Genomic DNA, 18,700 nt, shown 5'->3' on the forward strand with positions numbered 1-18,700 from the left:
CCGATGAAACGTAATGGATTTACTCTGATCGAGTTGATGATTGCGGTGGCAGTGGTGGGGATACTCGCCGCCATTGCTTACCCGAGTTACACCGAGTACGTGAAAAAGACTCGGCGTGCCGAGGTGGCGGCAGTCATGCTGGAGAACGTCCAGCTCATGGAGCGTTTCTACTCGCAGAATGGCACCTATGTGGGGGCGACTATCGTAGGGCAGAGTCCGGCTGATGGTACCGCTGTGTACAATATTGCTGTCGATGACGCCCAGACGAATGACGCGGCGTTCGTTATCGACGCGACCGCTGTCGATGGCAGTGTCATGGATGGTGATACGTGCGCTTCGTTGAGTGTCAACGAACTGGGCGACCTGACATCCAGTGATAACGCAGTCTGTTGGCGGCGCTAGGCAATGGTTGGATAAGGGGAGCATGGCTCCCCTTTTTATTGGGGGCAGTTGTGGTGCAAGGCTATTCCACGATGGTGGTGGGGGGCGGCGTGATAGGCCTCCTCGGGGCTTTAGAGCTTGCCCAGGCGGGTGAGCGGGTTGTGCTGGTCGAGCGTGGCGTGATTGGTCAGGAGTCATCCTGGGCTGGTGGCGGCATAGTCTCCCCCCTTTATCCGTGGCGCTACAGTGCAGCTGTGACGGCGCTGGCGCATTGGTCTCAAGGGTTCTATCCGGGTTTGGCCAGGCATCTGTTGGATCTCACCGGTGTAGATCCACAAGTCCATGCTACCGGCCTGTACTGGCTGGATCTCGACGATGAGTCGGATGCGCTGCTGTGGGCGCAGCATGAGGCCCACGAGCTGCACAAGGTCGACATGCAGCAGCTGTATGCTGCCGTGCCGGCGCTAGGTGCTGGTTTTGCCAATGCCATGCATATGCCGGGCGTTGCCAATGTGCGTAACCCGCGTCTGCTCAAGGCACTGCGTGCAGCCTTGCAGGCCATGCCTAATGTGCAAATGCTCGAGCAGGCCGCAGTGGATGGTCTTCTTCAGGAGGCCGGGCGAGTTTGCGGGGTTAGCATTGGGGGGCGGGAGCTCCGTGCCGAGTGCGTGGTATTGGCCGCAGGCGCCTGGAGTGGCCAATTGCTGGCTGGGTTGGGGCTGAATCTGCCGGTCGAGCCGGTCAAGGGCCAGATGATCCTCTACAAGTGCGCAGAGGACTTTCTGCCAGCCATGGTTCTGGCCAATGGTCGCTATGCGATCCCGCGGCGTGATGGACATGTGCTGGTCGGCAGCACGCTGGAGCATGTCGGTTTCGACAAGGTTCCCACCGATGAGGCCTTGAGTAGCCTGAAGGCCTCTGCGGAGCAGTTGCTGCCCGCCTTGGCGGAGGCCGAAGTGGTGGGGCATTGGGCCGGGTTGCGTCCGGGTTCTCCGGAGGGTATTCCGTTTATTGGCGAGGTGCCGGAGTTTCCGGGGCTGTGGCTGAATTGCGGGCACTACCGCAATGGCCTGGTGTTGGCCCCGGCCTCTTGCAGGTTATTGGCGGATCTAATGCTGGGGCGTGAGCCGATCGTCGATCCCGCACCTTACTCGCCGGTTGGCCGTCTAGGCTGAGGCTCAGTCGAGTCCCAGCTTTTTCAGGCGATAGCGCATCGAGCGGAAGGTCAGCCCCAGGCGCTGGGCCGCCGCGGTGCGGTTCCAGCGGGTTTCCTCGAGCGCCTGCATGATCAGCTTGCGCTCGATGTCTTCCAGGTAGTCCTCCAGATTGTCGATCTGCGCCAGCGATGCCTCGCCGGCCTCCGTCGCGCCGCTGGCGTCGGCCAGGCGCAGGTCGCTGGCCTTGATCTGCTCGTCCTCGCAGAGCGTGTAGGCACGCTCCAGCATGTTCTCCAGTTCGCGCACGTTGCCGGGGAAGCGGTAGCTCTTGAGTTTTTCCAGGGCCTCGGCCGCCAGTTGGGGCTGGGCTAGGCCGGTGCCTTCGCAGAGCCGGCGCAGCATGGTGTCGGCCAGCAGCGGGATATCCTCGCGGCGTTCGCGCAGTGGTGGCACGCGCAGTTCGATGACGTTGAGGCGGTAGAACAGGTCCTGGCGGAAGCGTCCGGCCGCGACTTCCGCAGCCAGGTCCTTGTGCGTGGCGCAGAGGATGCGCACATCCACCACCAGTTCCTGCTGGCCGCCGACGGCGCGCACGGCCTTTTCCTGAATGGCACGCAGCAGCTTGACCTGCATCGCCAGCGGCAGGTCGGCGACTTCGTCGAGGAACAGGGTGCCGCCGTTGGCGGCCTGGAACAGGCCCTGCTTGTCTTCGATGGCGCCGGTGAAGCTGCCCTTCTTGTGGCCGAAGAACTCGCTTTCCATCAGCTCGGAAGGAATGGCGCCACAGTTGACCGGGACGAACGGCTGTTCGCCTCGCGGCCCCTGCTCGTGGATCAGCCGGGCCACCAGTTCCTTGCCACTGCCGGATTCGCCGCTGATGTAGACAGGGGCCTGGCTGCGCGCGAGTTTCTGGATCTGGTTGCGCAGCGTGCGCATGGGCGGCGACTCGCCGAGCAGACGGGTATCCACCGGGCCTTCATCATCGCTGGCCGTGCGCAGGCGCAGGGCGGTGGCCACCAGTTCGCGCAGGCGGCCGAGGTCGACCGGCTTGGTCAGGAAGTCGAAAGCGCCGGCCTTGAGCGCGTTGATCGCCGTATCCAGGCTGCCGTAGGCGGTGATCATCGCCACCGGTACCTGCGGGTGGCGCTGCTGGATGTGCTGCACCAGTTCCAGGCCTGTGCCGTCGGGCAGGCGCATGTCGGTCAGGCACAGGTCGAAGGGTTCGCGGGCCAGCCATTCGCGGGCCTCCTTGACGTTGCGTGCGCTGCGCGTGTCGAGCTTCATGCGGCCCAGGGTGATTTCCAGGAGTTCGCGGATGTCGGGCTCGTCGTCGACGATCAGGGCTCTTTGCCGGGTGCTCATGTTCAGCTCAGTTTGCGTGAGTGGGCGAAGGTGATGCGGAAGCAGCTGCCGCCGCCTTCGCGCGGTTTGTAGTCGAGGCGGGCCTGGTTGCTTTCGCACAGCTCGCGGGAGATGTACAGGCCGAGGCCGGTGCCTTTGTTGTCGGTGGTATAGAAGGGCTCGAAGATATGTTGCAGCTGTTCGGGGGGGATGCCGGGCCCGTCATCGAGGATTTCCAGGATCGGCAGGTCGCTTTCCGGATCGCGGAACAGCTGCAGCCAGACCTGGCCGAGCTGGTGGACTTTGGCGCTGTAGCGCATGCCGTTCTGTACCAGGTTGGTCAGCACCTGGGTCAGCTGATGGGGGTCCATGCGTGTCTGCAGACCGCTGCCGCGCGTTTCCAGGTGCAGGGTCTGGTTGAGGGTTGCCGAGTTGCGGAATTCGCTGGCAAAGCGGTGCAGCCAATATTTCAGGTCGAGCAGCTGGGGCTCGGCCTGGCGCCGGCGCGACAGTTGCAGCACGTTCTCGATCACCAGGTTCATCCGCCGCGAGTGGTCCTGGATGATCTGTGCCAAGCGCCGGTCGGGGCCATCGAGGCTCTCCGACTCCTGCAGCAGCTGGGCGGCATGGCTGATGGCGCCCAGCGGGTTGCGGATTTCGTGGGCGATGCCGGCGGTCAGGCGGCCGAGGGAGGCCAGCTTGAGCTGCTGGGCCTGCTGGGTGATCTGCGAGATATCCTCGAGAAACACCAGGGTGTGCAGTTCCGCGCCGCGTTGCAGGGGGATGAAGCTCGGTTGCAGCAGCGGACCTTCCGGCACCGCCTGCAGGCTCTGTGGGCGCAGGGTCGGGTTGTGCAGCCATTGTTGCAGGCGCCGGACCAGCTCCGGGCAGTGCGGGTCGAGGACCTTGCCGGTCAGGTCGCCGCGCCCGAGCAGAGTCAGCGCCCCCTGGTTGGCCAGGACGATGCGATGCAGCTTGTCCAGCACCAGGATGCCGGTGCGCATGCGCTGCAGGATCAGGGCGTTCAAGGCCTCCAGGCTGGCTACGTCGACCGCGCGCTGCGCGGCGAGGGATTCGCTCTGCTGCAGGCGCCGGGTCAGGCCCTGGAGGAACAGCGCCGCGGCGAAGCACAGGGCGCCGAGGGCGCCGGCCTGTACATAGTTGGCTGAGGCTGCCGGGTGGCTGAAGCTCAGGTAGAAGGTCAGGTAGATCATGCCGATGGCGGCCACCGCGGCGATCAGCAGGCCAATCCGCCCGCGCAGCAGGATATTGGCAATGGCCACCGAGACGATCAGCAGGTTGCCGATGCCGCTCGGGGTGCCGCCGGCGGCATAGAACAGCGCCGAAAGCAGCAGGACGTCGAGCAGGGCGATGCTGAAGACCTGCAACAGGTGCCGTGGTTGCTGCATCAGCACGGCGCTCAGGATATTGACGATCAGGTAGGCCCAGCTGCCGTTACGGAACAGCTGGGCGTGGGCCAGGTTGAGCAGGTCCTTGTCCAGGTCGCTGGATATCAGCAGAACCAGGACCAGGCCGACCGTGACCCGGTACAGGTGGTAAAGGCGCAGGACGCGGCGGCCATGGGTGCCGTCCAGGGTCATGGTCTCAGCGTTCACCTGAGGCGCTGTCCTGCTGCAGGTGCGCCGGGCAGCAATACCAGCGTTGCCCCTGGCTCAGGGCCTTGTCCTGGGGCACATGGACGCCGCACTGGGCGCAACGCACCATCGGCGCCGGCTCGTCGGGGCGAGCCGGCTGCTGGGGTTGCGCGGGGCGCGGGCGATTGAAGCGGCGCCACAACCACACGGCGGCCGCGATGAAGGCGATCCAGAACAGCAAGCGAAACATGATGGGCTCTTCTTGTTGGCAGGCGGGCAGTGTAGCCAAGGTCGGGCGACGGATGCAGCAGGCAAAGCGTGCAGTTGCCGGCTGGCAGGCAGAAAAAAGGGAGGCTCATGGCCTCCCTCTGTTGCTGCGCTCGGGTATTCAGTCGAATACGCCGAAGGTCATGTAGCTGAACCAGGAACGCTCGCCGTCGTTGCCTGCGGCCTCGTCCTGCTGCTCTTCGGCTTCCTGCTGGTTTTCCGGCTGCAGTTCGTCCGGGATTTGCTCCTCGGCATCTTCGTACTGGCGGATCACGTCCTGGCTGGCGCGGGTTTCGCCCGGCGGCAGCGGGGTGTCGGATTCGATCAGGCCGAGGGTGGCCTTGGCCAGCCAGGAGCGGTTGTCGGCTTCCTCTTCGCGCGGGACGAAATTGCCGTCGACCAGGCTCGGGTGGTCCGGGTAGTTGAGTTTCAGGGTTTCCAGGCTGGTGGCGGCCAGATCGGTCATCTCCAGGCGCTGGTAGGCTTCGGTCATCACCGCCAGGCCATCGCCGACGGACGGGGTTTCCTGGAAGTTCTCCACCACGTAGCGGCCGCGGTTGGCGGCGGCGACATAGGCCTGGCGGGTCAGGTAGTAGTGCGCGGCATGGATTTCATAGGCGGCCAGCAGATTGCGCAGGTAGATCATGCGCTGCTTGGCGTCCGGGGCGTAGCGGCTGTTCGGGTAGCGGCTGGTGAGCTGGGCGAACTCGTTGTAGGAGTCGCGGGCCGCGCCCGGGTCGCGCTTGGTCATGTCCAGCGGCAGGAAGCGGGCGATCAGGCCGCGGTCCTGGTCGAAGGAGGCCAGGCCTTTGAGGTAGTAGGCGTAGTCGACGTTGGCGTGCTGCGGGTGCAGGCGGATGAAGCGCTCGGCGGCGGACTTGGCCGCTTCCGGTTCGGTGTTCTTGTAGTAGGCGTAGATCAGCTCGAGCTGGGCCTGCTCGGCGTAGCGGCCGAACGGGTAGCGCGACTCCAGGGCTTTCAGCTTGGCCACGGCATTGGTGTAGCTGTTGCTGTTCAGATCGTCCTGAGCCTGCTGGTAGAGCTCGGTCTCGCTCAGGTTTTCATCAACTTCCGGCTTGTTGGAAGAGCACGCGGCGGTGATGGCGAGCATGGCGATCAGCAGCAGGTGTTTCACTTGCATGGCGGCTTGCGTCCCTGTGACGGCCGGCTGTCTTGGCCTTGACCGTCCTGTTATGATGAGCGCCCCGGAATAGCCGGGGCAAAGACGCCGTATTTAACCACAGCGTGCAGCCGAAACCAAAAGCTGCACCTCCCTCCGCAGTAGCCCATGTCCGAAGACGCCGATCAGCTCATCCAACTCACCGCCGAAGTGCCGTCCGCACTGGGTGGTCAACGCCTCGACCAGGTCGCCGCCCAGCTGTTCGACGAGTACTCGCGCTCCCGGCTGTCGACCTGGATCAAGGATGGCCGCCTGACCGTCGACGGCGCCGTAGTGCGCCCGCGTGACATCGTGCATGGCGGCGCCGTGCTGGCCCTGGAGGCCGAGCAGGAAGCCCAGGGCGAGTGGATCGCCCAGGACATCGCGCTGAACATCGTTTATGAGGACGAGCACCTGCTGGTGATCGACAAGCCGGCCGGTCTGGTGGTCCATCCGGCTGCCGGGCACGCCGATGGCACCCTGCTCAATGCTCTGCTGCACCATGTGCCGGACATCATCAACGTGCCGCGCGCCGGCATCGTCCACCGTCTGGACAAGGACACCACCGGCCTGATGGTGGTGGCCAAGACCCTGCAGGCGCAGACCCGCCTGGTCGACCAGATGCAGAAGCGCACGATCAGTCGCATCTATGAATGCATCTGTATCGGCGTGATCACCTCCGGTGGCAAGATCGATGCACCGATCGGCCGCAGTTCGGCCAACCGCCAGCGCATGGCGGTGATCGACGGCGGCAAGCCGGCCGTCACCCATTACCGGGTGCTGGAGCGCTTCCGCTCGCACACCCATGTGCGGGTCAAGCTGGAAACCGGGCGCACCCACCAGATTCGCGTGCACATGACCCATGTCGGCTACCCGCTGGTGGGCGACCCGCTGTATGCCGGGCGCTTCCGCATCCCGCCGGCCGCCAGCCCGACCCTGGTGCAGACGCTCAAGGAGTTCCCGCGCCAGGCCCTGCATGCGCGCTTCCTCGAGCTGACCCACCCGATCACCGGCCAGCGCATGAAGTGGGAGTCGCCGCTGCCCGATGACCTGGTGTGGCTGCTCAGTCTGCTGCGTCAGGACAACGAATCCTTCGTCTGATGAGCGCCGACTGGCTGAGCCCCGACTGGCCGGTGCCGGCCCGTGTCCGCGCCTGCGTCACCACCCGCGCCGGCGGCGTCAGCCAGCCGCCCTTCGACGGCCTCAACCTCGGTGATCATGTCGAGGACGATCCGCAGGCCGTGGCCCGCAACCGCCAGATTCTGACTAACGCTCTGGATTGCCAGCCGGCCTGGCTGCGCCAGGTGCACGGCGTGCAGGTAGTCGAGGCGGATCCGGCTCGGGTGGCCGAGGCCGATGCTAGCTGGAGCGCCGCGCCCGGCATCGCCAGTGCCGTGCTGACCGCCGACTGCCTACCCGCGCTGTTCTGCGACCGCGCCGGCACCCGCGTGGCGGCGGCCCATGCCGGCTGGCGCGGGCTGGCCGGCGGCGTGCTGGAGGCGACCCTGGAGGCCCTGACCTTGCCGCCCGAGCAGGTGCTGGTGTGGCTCGGTCCGGCCATCGGCCCGCAGGCCTTCGAGGTCGGCGCGGAAGTGCGCGAAGCCTTCCTCGCCAGTCAGGACGAGGCGGCCCAGGCTTTCCGCCCCAGCGTCAACGCCGGCAAGTTCCTGGCCGACATCTACCAGTTGGCGCGCATCCGCCTGGCCGCTCGCGGCGTCACTGCCGTGTACGGCGGCGGCCTCTGCACCGTCAGCGATGCCCGCTTCTATTCCTACCGCCGCGCCGCCCGCACCGGTCGCTTCGCCTCGCTGATCTGGCTGGCCGACTGACCTGCATCAACGCCGGCACGCTTGAATCGCGGAAAACTGTCCTCATCTATGCTTCATCCCGGCGGGCTTTTCGTTTCTGGGGCGCTCATCGCCCTGGCCCGCCCTCAATAGAAAGGACGAACCTCCATGCGAATCGACCGCTTGACCAGCAAGCTGCAGCTTGCTCTTTCCGATGCCCAGTCCGTGGCGGTGGGCCTCGACCACCCGGCCATCGAGCCCCTGCACCTGATGCAGGCACTGATCGAGCAGCAGGGTGGCTCGATCAAGCCGCTGCTGATGCAGGTCGGCTTCGACGTGAACGGCCTGCGCCAGGCGCTGACCAAGGAACTCGATCAGCTGCCGAAAATCCAGAACCCGACCGGCGACGTCAACCTGTCCCAGGACCTGGCGCGCCTGCTCAACCAGGCCGATCGCCTGTCGCAGCAGAAGGGCGACCAGTTCATTTCCAGCGAAGTGGTGCTGCTCGCCGCCATGGACGAGAACACCAAGCTGGGCAAGCTGCTGCTGGGTCAGGGTGTGAGCAAGAAGGCCCTGGAAAACGCGGTGAGCAACCTGCGCGGCGGCGATGCGGTGAATGACCCCAACGTCGAAGAATCGCGCCAGGCCCTGGACAAGTACACCATCGACCTGACCAAGCGCGCCGAGGAAGGCAAGCTCGACCCGGTGATCGGCCGCGACGACGAGATCCGCCGCACCATCCAGGTCCTGCAGCGGCGGACCAAGAACAACCCGGTACTGATCGGCGAGCCCGGCGTGGGCAAGACGGCCATTGCCGAAGGTCTGGCCCAGCGCATCGTCAACGGCGAGGTGCCGGACGGGCTGAAGGACAAGCGCCTGCTGTCGCTGGACATGGGTGCGCTGATCGCCGGGGCCAAGTTCCGCGGCGAGTTCGAGGAGCGCCTGAAGGCGGTACTCAACGAACTGAGCAAGCAGGAAGGGCGGATCATCCTATTCATCGACGAGCTGCACACCATGGTCGGCGCCGGCAAGGCCGAGGGTGCCATGGATGCCGGCAACATGCTCAAGCCGTCGCTGGCCCGTGGCGAGCTGCACTGCGTCGGCGCCACCACGCTCAACGAGTACCGCCAGTACATCGAGAAGGACGCCGCCCTGGAGCGGCGCTTCCAGAAGGTGCTGGTCGACGAGCCGAGCGAGGAAGACACCATCGCCATCCTGCGTGGCCTCAAGGAGCGCTACGAGGTGCACCACAAGGTGGCCATCACCGACGGCGCGATCATCGCCGCGGCCAAGCTGAGCCACCGCTACATCACCGACCGCCAGCTGCCGGACAAGGCCATCGACCTGATCGACGAGGCGGCCAGCCGCATCCGCATGGAGATCGACTCCAAGCCGGAAGTGCTTGATCGCCTGGAGCGCCGCCTGATCCAGCTCAAGGTCGAAGGCCAGGCGCTGAAGAAGGAAGACGACGAGGCAGCGATCAAGCGCCTGGAAAAACTCAACGAGGACATCGCCCGCCTGGAGCGCGAATACGCCGACCTGGAAGACATCTGGAAGTCGGAAAAGGCCGAGGTGCAGGGTTCGGCGCAGATCCAGCAGAAGATCGAGCAGTCCCGCCAGGAGCTGGAAGCGGCGCGGCGCAAGGGCGATCTCAATCGCATGGCCGAGCTGCAGTACGGCATCATTCCGGACCTGGAACGCAGCCTGCAGATGGTCGACCAGCACGGCAAGACCGAGAACCAGCTGCTGCGCAGCAAGGTCACCGAGGAAGAGATCGCCGAGGTGGTGTCCAAGTGGACTGGCATCCCGGTGAGCAAGATGCTCGAAGGCGAGCGCGACAAGCTGCTGAAGATGGAAGGCCTGCTGCACCAGCGGGTGATCGGCCAGCACGAGGCCGTGGTGGCCGTGGCCAACGCCGTGCGCCGCTCGCGGGCCGGGCTGGCCGACCCGAACCGGCCGAGCGGCTCGTTCCTCTTCCTCGGCCCGACCGGGGTGGGCAAGACCGAGCTGTGCAAGGCGCTGGCCGAGTTCCTCTTCGATACCGAGGAGGCGCTGGTGCGCATCGACATGTCCGAATTTATGGAGAAGCACAGCGTGGCGCGGTTGATCGGTGCGCCGCCGGGCTATGTCGGCTACGAGGAAGGCGGTTACCTGACCGAGGCCGTGCGCCGCAAACCCTACTCGGTGGTGCTGATGGACGAGGTGGAGAAGGCCCATCCGGACGTGTTCAACGTGCTGCTGCAGGTGCTGGAAGACGGCCGCCTGACCGACAGCCACGGGCGCACCGTGGACTTCAAGAACACCGTGATCGTGATGACCTCCAACCTCGGCTCGGCGCAGATCCAGGAACTGGTCGGCGACCGCGAGGCGCAGCGGGCGGCGGTGATGGATGCGGTGAGCAGCCACTTCCGTCCGGAGTTCATCAACCGCATCGACGAGGTGGTGGTGTTCGAGCCGCTGGGCCGCGAGCAGATCGCCGGCATCGCCGAGATCCAGCTGCAGCGCCTGCGCGGTCGCCTGGCCGAGCGCGAGCTGAGCCTGGAGTTGAGCGCCGAGGCCCTGGACAAGCTGATTGCCGTCGGTTACGACCCGGTCTACGGGGCGCGGCCGCTGAAGCGGGCGATCCAGCGCTGGATCGAGAACCCGCTGGCGCAGCTGATCCTGGCTGGCACCTTCACTCCGGGGGTGACGATCAAGGCCACGGTCAAGGACGAGGAGATCGTCTTCGTCTGAGCCTTGCTGTAACGAAAAAAGCCCCGCGTGCGGGGCTTTTTTCATGGCTATGTACCAGTTCCGTGTTGCACAGGCCATCGAGCTTGAGTGGGAGCGGATTTATCCGCGATAAACAGGCAGCTCGGCGTAGGCCCTGATCGCGAATGAATTCGCTCCCACCAACAGCCAGAGCAGCCACCGCGGCGCTTGAGCCAAACAACAGCGCGGCGCGTAACAGGTACATGTTTTTTTCATGGCTGTACGCTGGCGTCTGGATTCGGCGCAGTGCTTGAGCCTGGGCGCCGTGCGGTCGAGCTCACAGGTGCTGCAGCACGATCTCCAGCGCGCTTGCCTGGTCGTCGGCCAGGTCGATGATGTGGAAGCCGCTCCAGCCGTGCTGGCCATTGGCGCCGGGGCGGCTCCACAGGCAGTCGGCGCCCAGGCGGATCTCGTGGATGCCCTGCAGTGGTTCGCCCAGTACCAGGCGGCATTCCCACACCGAGTCGGCCTCCAGCGGCACGTCGCTGACCAGCATGAAGCCATCGGCGGACAGGTCGACGATGCGCCCCAGGCGCTTGCCGGAGTGGAAGTCGAGTACTTCCAGGCTGAGTTCGGTGGTGTGGCGACTGTGCTGGCGACGATCGTCCATTCAGGCTCCTTGGTCGACTTCGGTGGTGCGCCCGGTAAAGCGCTGGAGGACGCGGTAGATGGCATTCAGGGCGCGGTCCATCAGCGGCGTCTCACGCTCGGGGGCGACGATGCGCGCCAGGCCCTGTTCCATTTCGCTGGCCAGCTGCTTGATCGGCTTGATCGCCACGCGCTGGCCGCTGTGGTCGACGAACATGTAGTTGTGCGTGGTCGGGCTGAACCAGGACAGCTTGAGGGTGCGGGTTTCCGGGTCCTGGCCAAACTCGAACCAGGTGCCGAACTCCAGTTGCTGCAATTCCTTGAGCAGCGCCTGGGCGCGTGCCGACAGATTCTCGCTGTGGTGGATGGGGGCGGCCAGGGCGGCGTCCTCGCCCAGCATCATGCCCAGCGGGCTTTCCTGCAGGGTGGCCTTGAGCTGGGCGGCCACCTGCGGCTGCCTGGCCTGCACCGCATACTGGCAGGCGACGATGTCCTGCAGCAGGCGGCGGATGCCGTCTTCGTGGTAGCCGCCGAGCAGTTCCAGGCCCTTGCGCAGGTCGTCCAGCAGGGCGACGCGCAGGCCTTGCAGGCGGGCGCTGCCGGCGGCGTCCAGCAGGGTGCCGCTCCAGGCCAGCTGTTCGGCCACTTCGCAGGCGCGCTGCCATTCGCCGCTGCGCTCGCCGTGACGGAGCAGGACGAACACCAGCACGTCGGTCCAGGTCAGTTCCAGGAAGTTGCGGATGATGGTCGGCAGCTCGCGCTCCTTGAGCGCCTGGTTGACCGCGTCGACGGCCAGCTGGCGGGCACCAAGCAGCTTGTCACGGCCCTTGGCCGCCTCGACGGCGCGCCGCTCGCGCAGCTCGACCTTGTGCTGCAGGGTGGCGACGAACTCGTTGAACTCGTCGAGCAGGCTGTCGAACAGCAGCAGGTCGCCGGCAAAGCCGTGGATCACCCGCTCCACCACCCAGTGCATCTTCGCCAGCAGGCCGCGTTCGTCGCCTTCGCCGCCATACAGCACGCCGGCCTGGGCCATGCTGTTGAGCAGGCGCCGCGCCGGATGATGGTGCTGGGTGAACAGCGCCTTGTCCTGCAGCGCCACCTTCAGGTAGGGCGTATGCAGGTGCGACAGGGCGGTCTTGCAGGCGTCCGGCAGGTTGTCATCGTCGAGGATGAAATCGAACAGCATGCCGACCAGGTCGACCACGTCGGCTTCCTGGTCCGAAAGCTTCTGCTGGCCGGGCCGCTGGCTATGGGTTTCCAGCTGTTGCTGCAGATCGGCCTTGAGGCCTTCGACGGCTTGCGGGCGCTGCAGACGCTGGCTGAGGTCGTGGCTCGACTGCTGTTGCAGGCGGTTCAGGGCGTCGAGCAGTTCGCTGGCGCTGTAGGTGCTGGTGGCGGTGCGCGGGGCGAAGCTGGCAATGCTGCGCGTGCCGCCGAGCAGCGGGGCATCGGCATTGCGTTCGCGGCGTTCGCTGAGCAGCGCGGCCAGGCCGCCGAACAGCTGGGCGGGGTCCTGGGGGGGCGGGCTGTTGAGGTCCGCGGGAGCGGCGTAATGCGGCTCGATGGAGGCATGCAGCAAGTCGGTTGCCGGGCCGGGAGCTGCTGGTTGTGCTGGGCCAGGGTGTGCCGCAGCTGGTGCCGGAGGCGCCTTGGGGGCGGCTGGAGTGGGGGCGGTGCCGGTGCTGGCACTGCGCTGCGCGCTGTATTTCAGGTTGGGCAGGATGCCGGCGTCGATCAGGCGCTGGTTGAGGGCTTCGTACAGGGGCTCGAGGCCGTGCATCACCTGCTGGTCGAACAGCGTATAGAGGATAATCTTGATCCGCAGCGGCAAGGGATGCGGCGCCAGGGCCTGGCGAAAGGCGCGGGCGATGGCCGGCGGGCCGAAGGGGTTGCTGTCCTCGCCGAGCTTGTGGCCATTGTTGAGCAGGGCCAGGCGCTGCTCGAGGGCATACAGGGCGCGTGCGCTGCGCGCCTTGACCCGGCTGACCATGTTGATGACCTGCAGGCTCTCCTCGTAGTCCTCGTTCTGCACCAGTGCCAGCTGCTCGGCATCCAGCATGCTGATCGGCTCGGCGGCCTTGAGCCTGCCGTCGAGGAAGTCGGCGAAGTTCTGCGCGATCTGCTGGTGGTAGCTGCGTTCGATCAGCGGGCGCAGTTTGCGGATTTCCCGCATGTTGTCGAAGAACAGCGCCTGCACGCGGTTGTTCTCGGCCTTGTCCGCGCAGTCGAAGAGGGTGTCGTCGACCCGGCCGAACACGCCGCTCAGGTCTTCGGTCAGCCGCTTCACCAGCAGCGTGCGGCAGTCCTGCAGCAGCTCGCCGAAGCGGGGCGGGATGCCACGACCGGTGGGGCGTGAGGGGGTATGCGGAGTATCCGGGGTACTCATGGGCTTTCCTGTGCGGGCCTGGCCGGTCCGCGCTTCCTGCAGTGATGTCGTTCGGGTGGTAGACACATAGTAGCCGGAAGTCGGCGCGCAAGGCGTTGTTAAGAAAGTGATTTCAAGGCTTGACAGGGGCTCGCGAAAACGTAAAATGGCGCGCCTCAGATGCGGGAAGCGGTGAACGCCGAAGCCTGTTGATGAGCTGGAAAGTGATACGTTCCGCGATAGCTCAGTCGGTAGAGCAAATGACTGTTAATCATTGGGTCCCTGGTTCGAGTCCAGGTCGCGGAGCCAACTTTCTTATCGGGGTATAGCGCAGTCCGGTAGCGCGCTTGCTTTGGGAGCAAGATGTCGGGAGTTCGAATCCCCCTACCCCGACCATTTTCAGGGTCGTTAGCTCAGTTGGTAGAGCAGTTGGCTTTTAACCAATTGGTCGTAGGTTCGAATCCTACACGACCCACCAACATCTTCCCGAGCCTGCCTCGGGAAACAAGAAACCCGCCTAGTGCGGGTTTTTTGTTGTCTTTTTTTCGTGCCTGCGCGCTTGGCCGGGTTGCCCCGGGCAAGCGCGCGATGTGCCGTCAGTGCAGCTTGAGGCGTGGCTCGGTACTGCGGCCGATGCGGTCGCTGAGCATCAGCAGCAGGGTGCGGAAGGTGCCGTACAGGGCCATCTGGTGCATGCGGTAGAGCGAGATGTAGAACATTCGCGCCAGCCAGCCTTCCAGTTTGACGCTGCCCATCAGGTTGCCCATCAGGTTGCCCACCGCGGAGAAGCGCGACAGCGAGATCAGCGAGCCATAGTCCTGGTAGCGGAATGCCGCCAGCGGCTTGCCCTCCAGGCGCAGTTTGAGCGACTTGGCCAGCAGCGAGGCCTGCTGGTGCGCGGCCTGGGCGCGCGGCGGGACGGTGCGTTCGCCGCCGTCGCCGAGCGGGCAGGCCGCGCAGTCGCCGAAGGCGAAGATGTTGTCGTCCAGCGTGGTTTGCAGGCTCGGACGCACCAGCAGCTGGTTGATGCGGTTGCACTCCAGGCCGTCCAGTTCCTTGAGGAACGCCGGGGCGCGGATGCCGGCGGCCCAGACCTTGAGACTGGCCTGCACCTCGATGCCCTGGGCGACGAGCAGGGCCTGCTCGCTGACCCGGCTGACGGCGCTGTTGGTCAGCACGGTCACCCCGAGCTTTTCCAGGGTCTGGTGCACCGGCTGGCTGATCCGCTCCGGCAGCGCCGGCAGCACGCGCGGCCCCGCTTCGATCAGGGTGATGCGCATGTTCTGCGGCTGGATGTTGTTCAAACCGTAGGCCGCCAGCTCATGGGCGGCATGGTGCAGTTCGGCGGCCAGTTCGACGCCGGTGGCGCCGGCGCCGACGATGGCCACGCTGATCTGGCCGTCGTCGGTCTTGCCGGCGTGGGCGCGCAGGTAGTGGCTGAGCAGCTGGCGGTGGAAGCGCTCGGCCTGCTCGCGGGTGTCGAGGAAGATGCAGTGCTCGGCCGCGCCGGGGGTGCCGAAGTCATTGGTGGTGCTGCCGACGGCGATCACCAGGCTGTCGTAGCCCAGCTCGCGGGCGGCCAGCAGCTCGGTGCCGTTCTCGTCCAGGGTGGCGGCCAGGCGAATGCTGCGGCGGGCACGGTCCAGCCCGCTCATGCGCCCGAGCTGGAACTGGAAGTGGTTCCACTTGGCCTGGGCCACGTAGTTCAGTTCGTCCTCGGAGGAGTTCAGCGAGCCGGAGGCGACTTCGTGCAGCAGCGGTTTCCAGATATGGGTGAGGTTGGCGTCGACCAGGGTGATGCTGGCCTGGCCGCGCTTGCCCAGGGTTCTACCCAGACGGGTAGCAAGCTCCAGGCCGCCGGCGCCGCCGCCGACGATCACGATGCGATGGGTCATGGGGATATCTCATAAGGTTTGGGGAATCCGGGAGGGAGTCCGGCCGGGCGAGCGCTAAGCAGCTCATAGCACCAGACGACTCAGCAGGCGGCTCAGTACGCCGAGCAGGATGACCGCGAGCAGGATGACCAGCAGCAGGCGCCAGACCCGAAAGGGCGGGCGCTCGACCCGGTGCTGTGGCGCGCTCAGGTATTGATCGACGCGCTGCTGGTCTTCGGGGCTCAAGCGGCTGGACATGGCGCACCTCGCGAGAAAGTGGGCTCATTCTAGCCCTGCGTCGACGAGCGGCTCAACGCACAGCGGGTCATCCAGGCGAATAATGCCGCCGTGCAGCACGCGGGCGGTGATCCCGCCGTGGCCGCGCATGGCCTGGAAGGTGCCGGGGCCCAGGCGCTCCTCCAGCTTGGCGCAGGGCTGGCACCAGCCGGTGGTTTCCAGGATGGCCTGGCCGATGCGAAAGCGGCGGTTCTTCAGGCTGAACAGATTGATGCCGGCGATGGCGATATTGCGCCGCAGGTCGGCGGCGCAGATCGGCTGTTCGGGCGTGCGGCCGAGCAATGCGTTGATCACCGCGAGGTGCTCCCATTGGATCAGCGTGACCTGGCGCGCGTTGCGTGGTCCGGGGCGGGCGTGGTTGCCGGTCAGGCCGGCCTCGCGGCGCGCTTCCACCGCGTCCAGTTCGAGCATGGCGCCACCGGCCTGCGGGCGCACGCCGATCCAGTGTACCCGGCCTTGTTGCGGCACCCGGGCGAGCAGTTCATGCAGCGGGCTCACAGGCTGATGCCGACGTCGAACAGCACGGTACGGCCGAGGTTGCTGCGCAGGAACTCGGGGGCATCGGCATGGGCGAACAGCACGCGGGCGTAGCTCGGGCCGACCAGGGACAGCGAGCGCCAGCCCTGGCGCAGGTATTCGCCGGGCGGCGGGAAGTGGCTGTTGAAGTCGGGCATGTCGCGCTTCAGGTTGATGTAGGCGAGCAGGTCCAGCTCGCCCAGGTCGATGCCGCGTTCGCGGTAGTTGTGCGCCTTCTTGCGCAGGGTCGGCGCCAGGCGTCCCTGCAGTTCGCTGGCGGCGATCCGCCGGGGGCGTGGCTCGCGGCGCAGCAGCTGGCTGAGGGACAGGGCGCTGCGGCGGCGCTCCAGCTCGGCGCGCCATTCGTCATTCAGGCGGCGGCCCTGGTCGAGGACGAAGAACACCTCGAAATTGGCCTCGCGAAACAGCACGTCCGGCGGCTCCTGGCGGGCCGCGCCGAACTCGTCGTGGCGAAATGGCACGTTCAGGCCGAGCAGCAGGCGCTGGCAGACCCAGCGCTCGCGCTCCCACTTGCGCGCGTTGGTGAGGAAGTCGTTGGCCTGTTCGGCTTGCCGGGTCAGCAGGCGCAGGTAGTCTGAATCATCCATGGGCGCAGCATAACCGCAAATTCGCTGGGTGGCAGCGGGGCGCTGAAGCCTGCGCTTGAGCGGTGTAGACTGGCTTGTCGCTTGCGAGGCCGCTCTATGTCGATCCGCTCCATCACCCCCGCCGATCATCCGCAGCTCGTCGCGCTCTGGCGGCGCACGCCGGGCATCTGCCTGCGCCCAGAGGATGAGCTGGCGCCATTCTGCGCCTATCTGGCGCGCAACCCCGGGCACAGCCTGCTAGCCGAGGTCGATGGGCAATTGGCGGGCTGCCTGCTGGCCGGGCATGATGGCCGGCGCGGTTACCTGCAGCATCTGGTGGTGGATCGGCCGTGGCGTGGCCGCGGCCTGGCGCGGGCGCTGCTGGACGAGGCGCTGGCACGACTGGCGGCGCAGGGGATCGGCAAGTCCCATGTCTTCGTCCTGCGCGATGCCCCCCAGGCGCTGGCCTTCTGGCTGGCCCAGGCAGGCTGGGCGGCGCGCGAGGATATCCAGGTATTTTCCACGAGGAGTGGCGCATGAAAGTCTGGTTGATATTGCTGATGGGGCTGCTGTGCGTGCCGGCCATGGCGCTGGAGCCTGGAGAAAAACTGGCGCCCTGGACGTTGCTGGATCAGTTCGAGCGGCCTTACACCCTGGATGACGAGCTGCAGGTGCTGCTGGTGGCGCGCGACATGACCGGGGCCAAGCTGCTCGAGGCGGCGCTACAGGATCGGCCCAAGGGCTATCTGGAGCGGCGTCGGGCGGTTTTCCTGGCCGATATCAGTCGCATGCCCAGGCTGGTTGCCAGCCTGTTCGCGGTGCCGGCGATGCGCGACTACCGCTACCGCGTGCTGCTCGACCCGCAGGCGCGGGTGGCGCCGCGCTATCCGGGCGAGGCGGGGGCGGTGCTCTGGCTCGACCTGCGCGCCGGCCATCTGCAGGCGCAGCGCAGCTTCACCGAGGCGGGAGCGTTGGCCGCGGCGCTGGAGCAGATCGCGCCGTGATCGGTGCCGAGCTGCTGTCGGCGACCAGCCTCTGGCTCGGCTGGGTGGTCTATCTGCCGCTGCTGCTCTGGGCGCTGTGGCGCGCGCCCTGGGTCGAGCTGTTCAGCGATCAGCGGCGCCAGCACCTGCTGTTCGGGACGGTGCTGGCGCTGTTCCTGCTGTGGCTGGTGCGTCGCGATTTTGCCTCCGGCCTGTCCTACCACTTCATCGGCATGACCGTGGTTACCCTGCTGCTCGACTGGCCGCTGGCCGTGCTCTGCGGCCTGGCGGCGCAGCTGGGGCTGCTGGCCATGGGGCGCCAGGACCTGGCGGCGCTGGGGCTCAACGGCATACTGCTGGTGCTGATCCCGGTGCTGGTCACCGAGCTCTGTGCGCTGCTGGTGGAGCGGCGACAGCCGCGCAACCTGTTCGTTTACATCTTCTGTTGCGGCTTCTTCCCGGCGGCGCTGGCCGTGCTGTTCAGCCTGCTGGCCGGGCTCGGCGTGCTGTGGCTCGACGGGCTGTATGTGATGCCGCCGTGGCTGGATGACTTCGCCGGCTATCTCTGGCTGATCATGTTTCCCGAGGCCTTCATCAACGGCACGCTGGTCAGCGGCCTGGTGGTGTTCTATCCGGACTGGCTGGAAACCTTCAATCGCACGCGCTACCTGTCGGCGCCGTGGAAGGACGAGCCCCCGTCTTCCTGATGGTGCATGCTTCAGCGGCTGGATCGGGCTCCCTGGGTTGACCTGGATCAACCGCCGTCGACGCTGCCGGCGCAAGCTCGGCAAAACAGCGGAGATAGCGACATGGGTGTACACGAGTGGGCGCGCGGTGAAGTCGAGAGCAGTCTGCAGCGGGCGCAGGAGCAGGGCATCGAGCCGCTGCTTGCCCTGCGGGCCCTGCTCAGTGCAGTGGTGGCCGGCAACCAGCGGCTGCGCCAGTCGGCCGATCTGGCCGCCGAGCTGCAGTTCCTGGCCGACAACCTGGATGATCAGCGCGACTACAGCTTCATGCGGCCTTAGGGACTGTGCCGCTGTTGCGGTTATGTA

The 18,700-nt window shown here is 66.1% G+C and carries 19 protein-coding genes and 3 tRNA genes; 12 read left to right on the forward strand and 10 right to left on the reverse strand.

The window, feature by feature from the left end; translation table 11 throughout:
• Positions 1-3: 3 nt before the first annotated feature.
• Complete coding sequence (locus tag F3I16_RS10190) at positions 4-402, forward strand: type IV pilin protein (protein WP_160493552.1); 399 nt, start codon at positions 4-6, stop codon at positions 400-402.
• 71 nt (positions 403-473) lie between these two features.
• Entirely contained in the window at positions 474-1,556 is a 1,083-nt protein-coding gene (thiO, locus tag F3I16_RS10195) for a glycine oxidase ThiO (protein ID WP_160493719.1), read from the forward strand.
• A 3-nt stretch (positions 1,557-1,559) separates the two neighbouring features.
• Here thiO and F3I16_RS10200 read toward each other — a convergent pair whose 3' ends face one another.
• From F3I16_RS10200 to F3I16_RS10215, 4 genes are all read right to left on the reverse strand, one after another.
• Positions 1,560-2,900: a sigma-54 dependent transcriptional regulator gene (locus F3I16_RS10200; RefSeq protein ID WP_160493553.1), complete on the reverse strand. Its 1,341-nt coding sequence runs from the start codon at positions 2,898-2,900 to the stop codon at positions 1,560-1,562.
• A gap of 2 nt (positions 2,901-2,902) precedes the next feature.
• Positions 2,903-4,480 carry a PAS domain-containing sensor histidine kinase gene (locus tag F3I16_RS10205; RefSeq protein ID WP_160493720.1) on the reverse strand — a complete coding sequence of 526 codons (1,578 nt, stop codon included), beginning with the start codon at positions 4,478-4,480 and terminating at the stop codon, positions 2,903-2,905.
• A gap of 4 nt (positions 4,481-4,484) precedes the next feature.
• A complete protein-coding gene (locus F3I16_RS10210; RefSeq protein ID WP_160493554.1) occupies positions 4,485-4,724 on the reverse strand; it encodes a PP0621 family protein in 240 nt (79 codons plus the stop codon).
• A gap of 138 nt (positions 4,725-4,862) precedes the next feature.
• Complete coding sequence (locus F3I16_RS10215) at positions 4,863-5,882, reverse strand: outer membrane protein assembly factor BamD (RefSeq protein ID WP_160493555.1); 1,020 nt, start codon at positions 5,880-5,882, stop codon at positions 4,863-4,865.
• A 147-nt stretch (positions 5,883-6,029) separates the two neighbouring features.
• Here F3I16_RS10215 and rluD point away from each other — a divergent pair, with 147 nt between their 5' ends.
• From rluD to clpB, 3 genes are all read left to right on the forward strand, one after another.
• Entirely contained in the window at positions 6,030-7,001 is a 972-nt protein-coding gene (gene rluD, locus F3I16_RS10220) for a 23S rRNA pseudouridine(1911/1915/1917) synthase RluD (RefSeq protein WP_160493556.1), read from the forward strand.
• Positions 7,001-7,729: a peptidoglycan editing factor PgeF gene (gene pgeF / locus F3I16_RS10225; protein WP_160493557.1), complete on the forward strand. Its 729-nt coding sequence runs from the start codon at positions 7,001-7,003 to the stop codon at positions 7,727-7,729. The genes rluD and pgeF overlap by 1 nt, the downstream gene beginning before the upstream one ends.
• Before the next feature lie 126 nt (positions 7,730-7,855).
• Positions 7,856-10,420: an ATP-dependent chaperone ClpB gene (gene clpB, locus F3I16_RS10230; protein ID WP_160493558.1), complete on the forward strand. Its 2,565-nt coding sequence runs from the start codon at positions 7,856-7,858 to the stop codon at positions 10,418-10,420.
• Positions 10,421-10,715: 295 nt separating this feature from the next.
• Here clpB and F3I16_RS10235 read toward each other — a convergent pair whose 3' ends face one another.
• A complete protein-coding gene (locus tag F3I16_RS10235; RefSeq protein ID WP_160078440.1) occupies positions 10,716-11,048 on the reverse strand; it encodes a PilZ domain-containing protein in 333 nt (110 codons plus the stop codon).
• Complete coding sequence (locus F3I16_RS10240) at positions 11,049-13,412, reverse strand: DUF1631 domain-containing protein (protein ID WP_160493559.1); 2,364 nt, start codon at positions 13,410-13,412, stop codon at positions 11,049-11,051.
• Positions 13,413-13,624: 212 nt separating this feature from the next.
• Between F3I16_RS10240 and F3I16_RS10245 the strand changes: the two genes are divergently transcribed.
• The 3 genes from F3I16_RS10245 (at position 13,625) to F3I16_RS10255 (ending at position 13,869) form a co-directional block, all read left to right on the forward strand.
• Positions 13,625-13,700: transfer RNA gene (locus tag F3I16_RS10245), tRNA-Asn, on the forward strand.
• A 10-nt stretch (positions 13,701-13,710) separates the two neighbouring features.
• Positions 13,711-13,787: transfer RNA gene (locus F3I16_RS10250), tRNA-Pro, on the forward strand.
• Between the two features lie 6 nt (positions 13,788-13,793).
• A tRNA-Lys gene (locus F3I16_RS10255) sits at positions 13,794-13,869 on the forward strand.
• Positions 13,870-13,987: 118 nt separating this feature from the next.
• Here F3I16_RS10255 and F3I16_RS10260 read toward each other — a convergent pair.
• From F3I16_RS10260 to F3I16_RS10275, 4 genes are all read right to left on the reverse strand, one after another.
• Entirely contained in the window at positions 13,988-15,286 is a 1,299-nt protein-coding gene (locus F3I16_RS10260) for an NAD(P)/FAD-dependent oxidoreductase (RefSeq protein ID WP_160493560.1), read from the reverse strand.
• A 63-nt stretch (positions 15,287-15,349) separates the two neighbouring features.
• Positions 15,350-15,523, reverse strand: coding sequence for a DUF3094 family protein (locus F3I16_RS10265; RefSeq protein ID WP_160493561.1), 174 nt, complete (start codon positions 15,521-15,523; stop codon positions 15,350-15,352).
• Positions 15,524-15,547: 24 nt separating this feature from the next.
• Positions 15,548-16,060 carry an MOSC domain-containing protein gene (locus tag F3I16_RS10270; protein ID WP_160493562.1) on the reverse strand — a complete coding sequence of 171 codons (513 nt, stop codon included), beginning with the start codon at positions 16,058-16,060 and terminating at the stop codon, positions 15,548-15,550.
• The gene (locus F3I16_RS10275; protein ID WP_160493563.1) at positions 16,057-16,686 is read right to left on the reverse strand and encodes a DUF1780 domain-containing protein; all 630 of its coding nucleotides are present in this window, start codon (positions 16,684-16,686) and stop codon (positions 16,057-16,059) included. The genes F3I16_RS10270 and F3I16_RS10275 overlap by 4 nt, the downstream gene beginning before the upstream one ends.
• Positions 16,687-16,782: 96 nt before the next feature.
• Here F3I16_RS10275 and F3I16_RS10280 point away from each other — a divergent pair, with 96 nt between their 5' ends.
• The 4 genes from F3I16_RS10280 to F3I16_RS10295 all read left to right on the forward strand — a co-directional run bounded on the left by F3I16_RS10280 (position 16,783) and on the right by F3I16_RS10295 (position 18,673).
• Positions 16,783-17,205 (forward strand): GNAT family N-acetyltransferase, encoded by a 423-nt coding sequence (locus F3I16_RS10280; RefSeq protein WP_160493564.1) that lies wholly within the window; start codon positions 16,783-16,785, stop codon positions 17,203-17,205.
• The gene (locus tag F3I16_RS10285; protein ID WP_160493565.1) at positions 17,202-17,669 is read left to right on the forward strand and encodes an FAD/FMN-containing dehydrogenase; all 468 of its coding nucleotides are present in this window, start codon (positions 17,202-17,204) and stop codon (positions 17,667-17,669) included. The genes F3I16_RS10280 and F3I16_RS10285 overlap by 4 nt, the downstream gene beginning before the upstream one ends.
• Positions 17,666-18,355, forward strand: coding sequence for an energy-coupling factor ABC transporter permease (locus tag F3I16_RS10290; protein WP_160493566.1), 690 nt, complete (start codon positions 17,666-17,668; stop codon positions 18,353-18,355). Before F3I16_RS10285 ends, F3I16_RS10290 begins: the two co-directional genes overlap by 4 nt.
• A 102-nt stretch (positions 18,356-18,457) precedes the next feature.
• Complete coding sequence (locus F3I16_RS10295; RefSeq protein ID WP_160493567.1) at positions 18,458-18,673, forward strand: hypothetical protein; 216 nt, start codon at positions 18,458-18,460, stop codon at positions 18,671-18,673.
• Positions 18,674-18,700: the final 27 nt, after the last annotated feature.

Source organism: Pseudomonas sp. L-22-4S-12 (genome assembly GCF_009799935.1).
In the GTDB taxonomy this organism is placed as follows: Bacteria; Pseudomonadota; Gammaproteobacteria; order Pseudomonadales; family Pseudomonadaceae; genus Aquipseudomonas.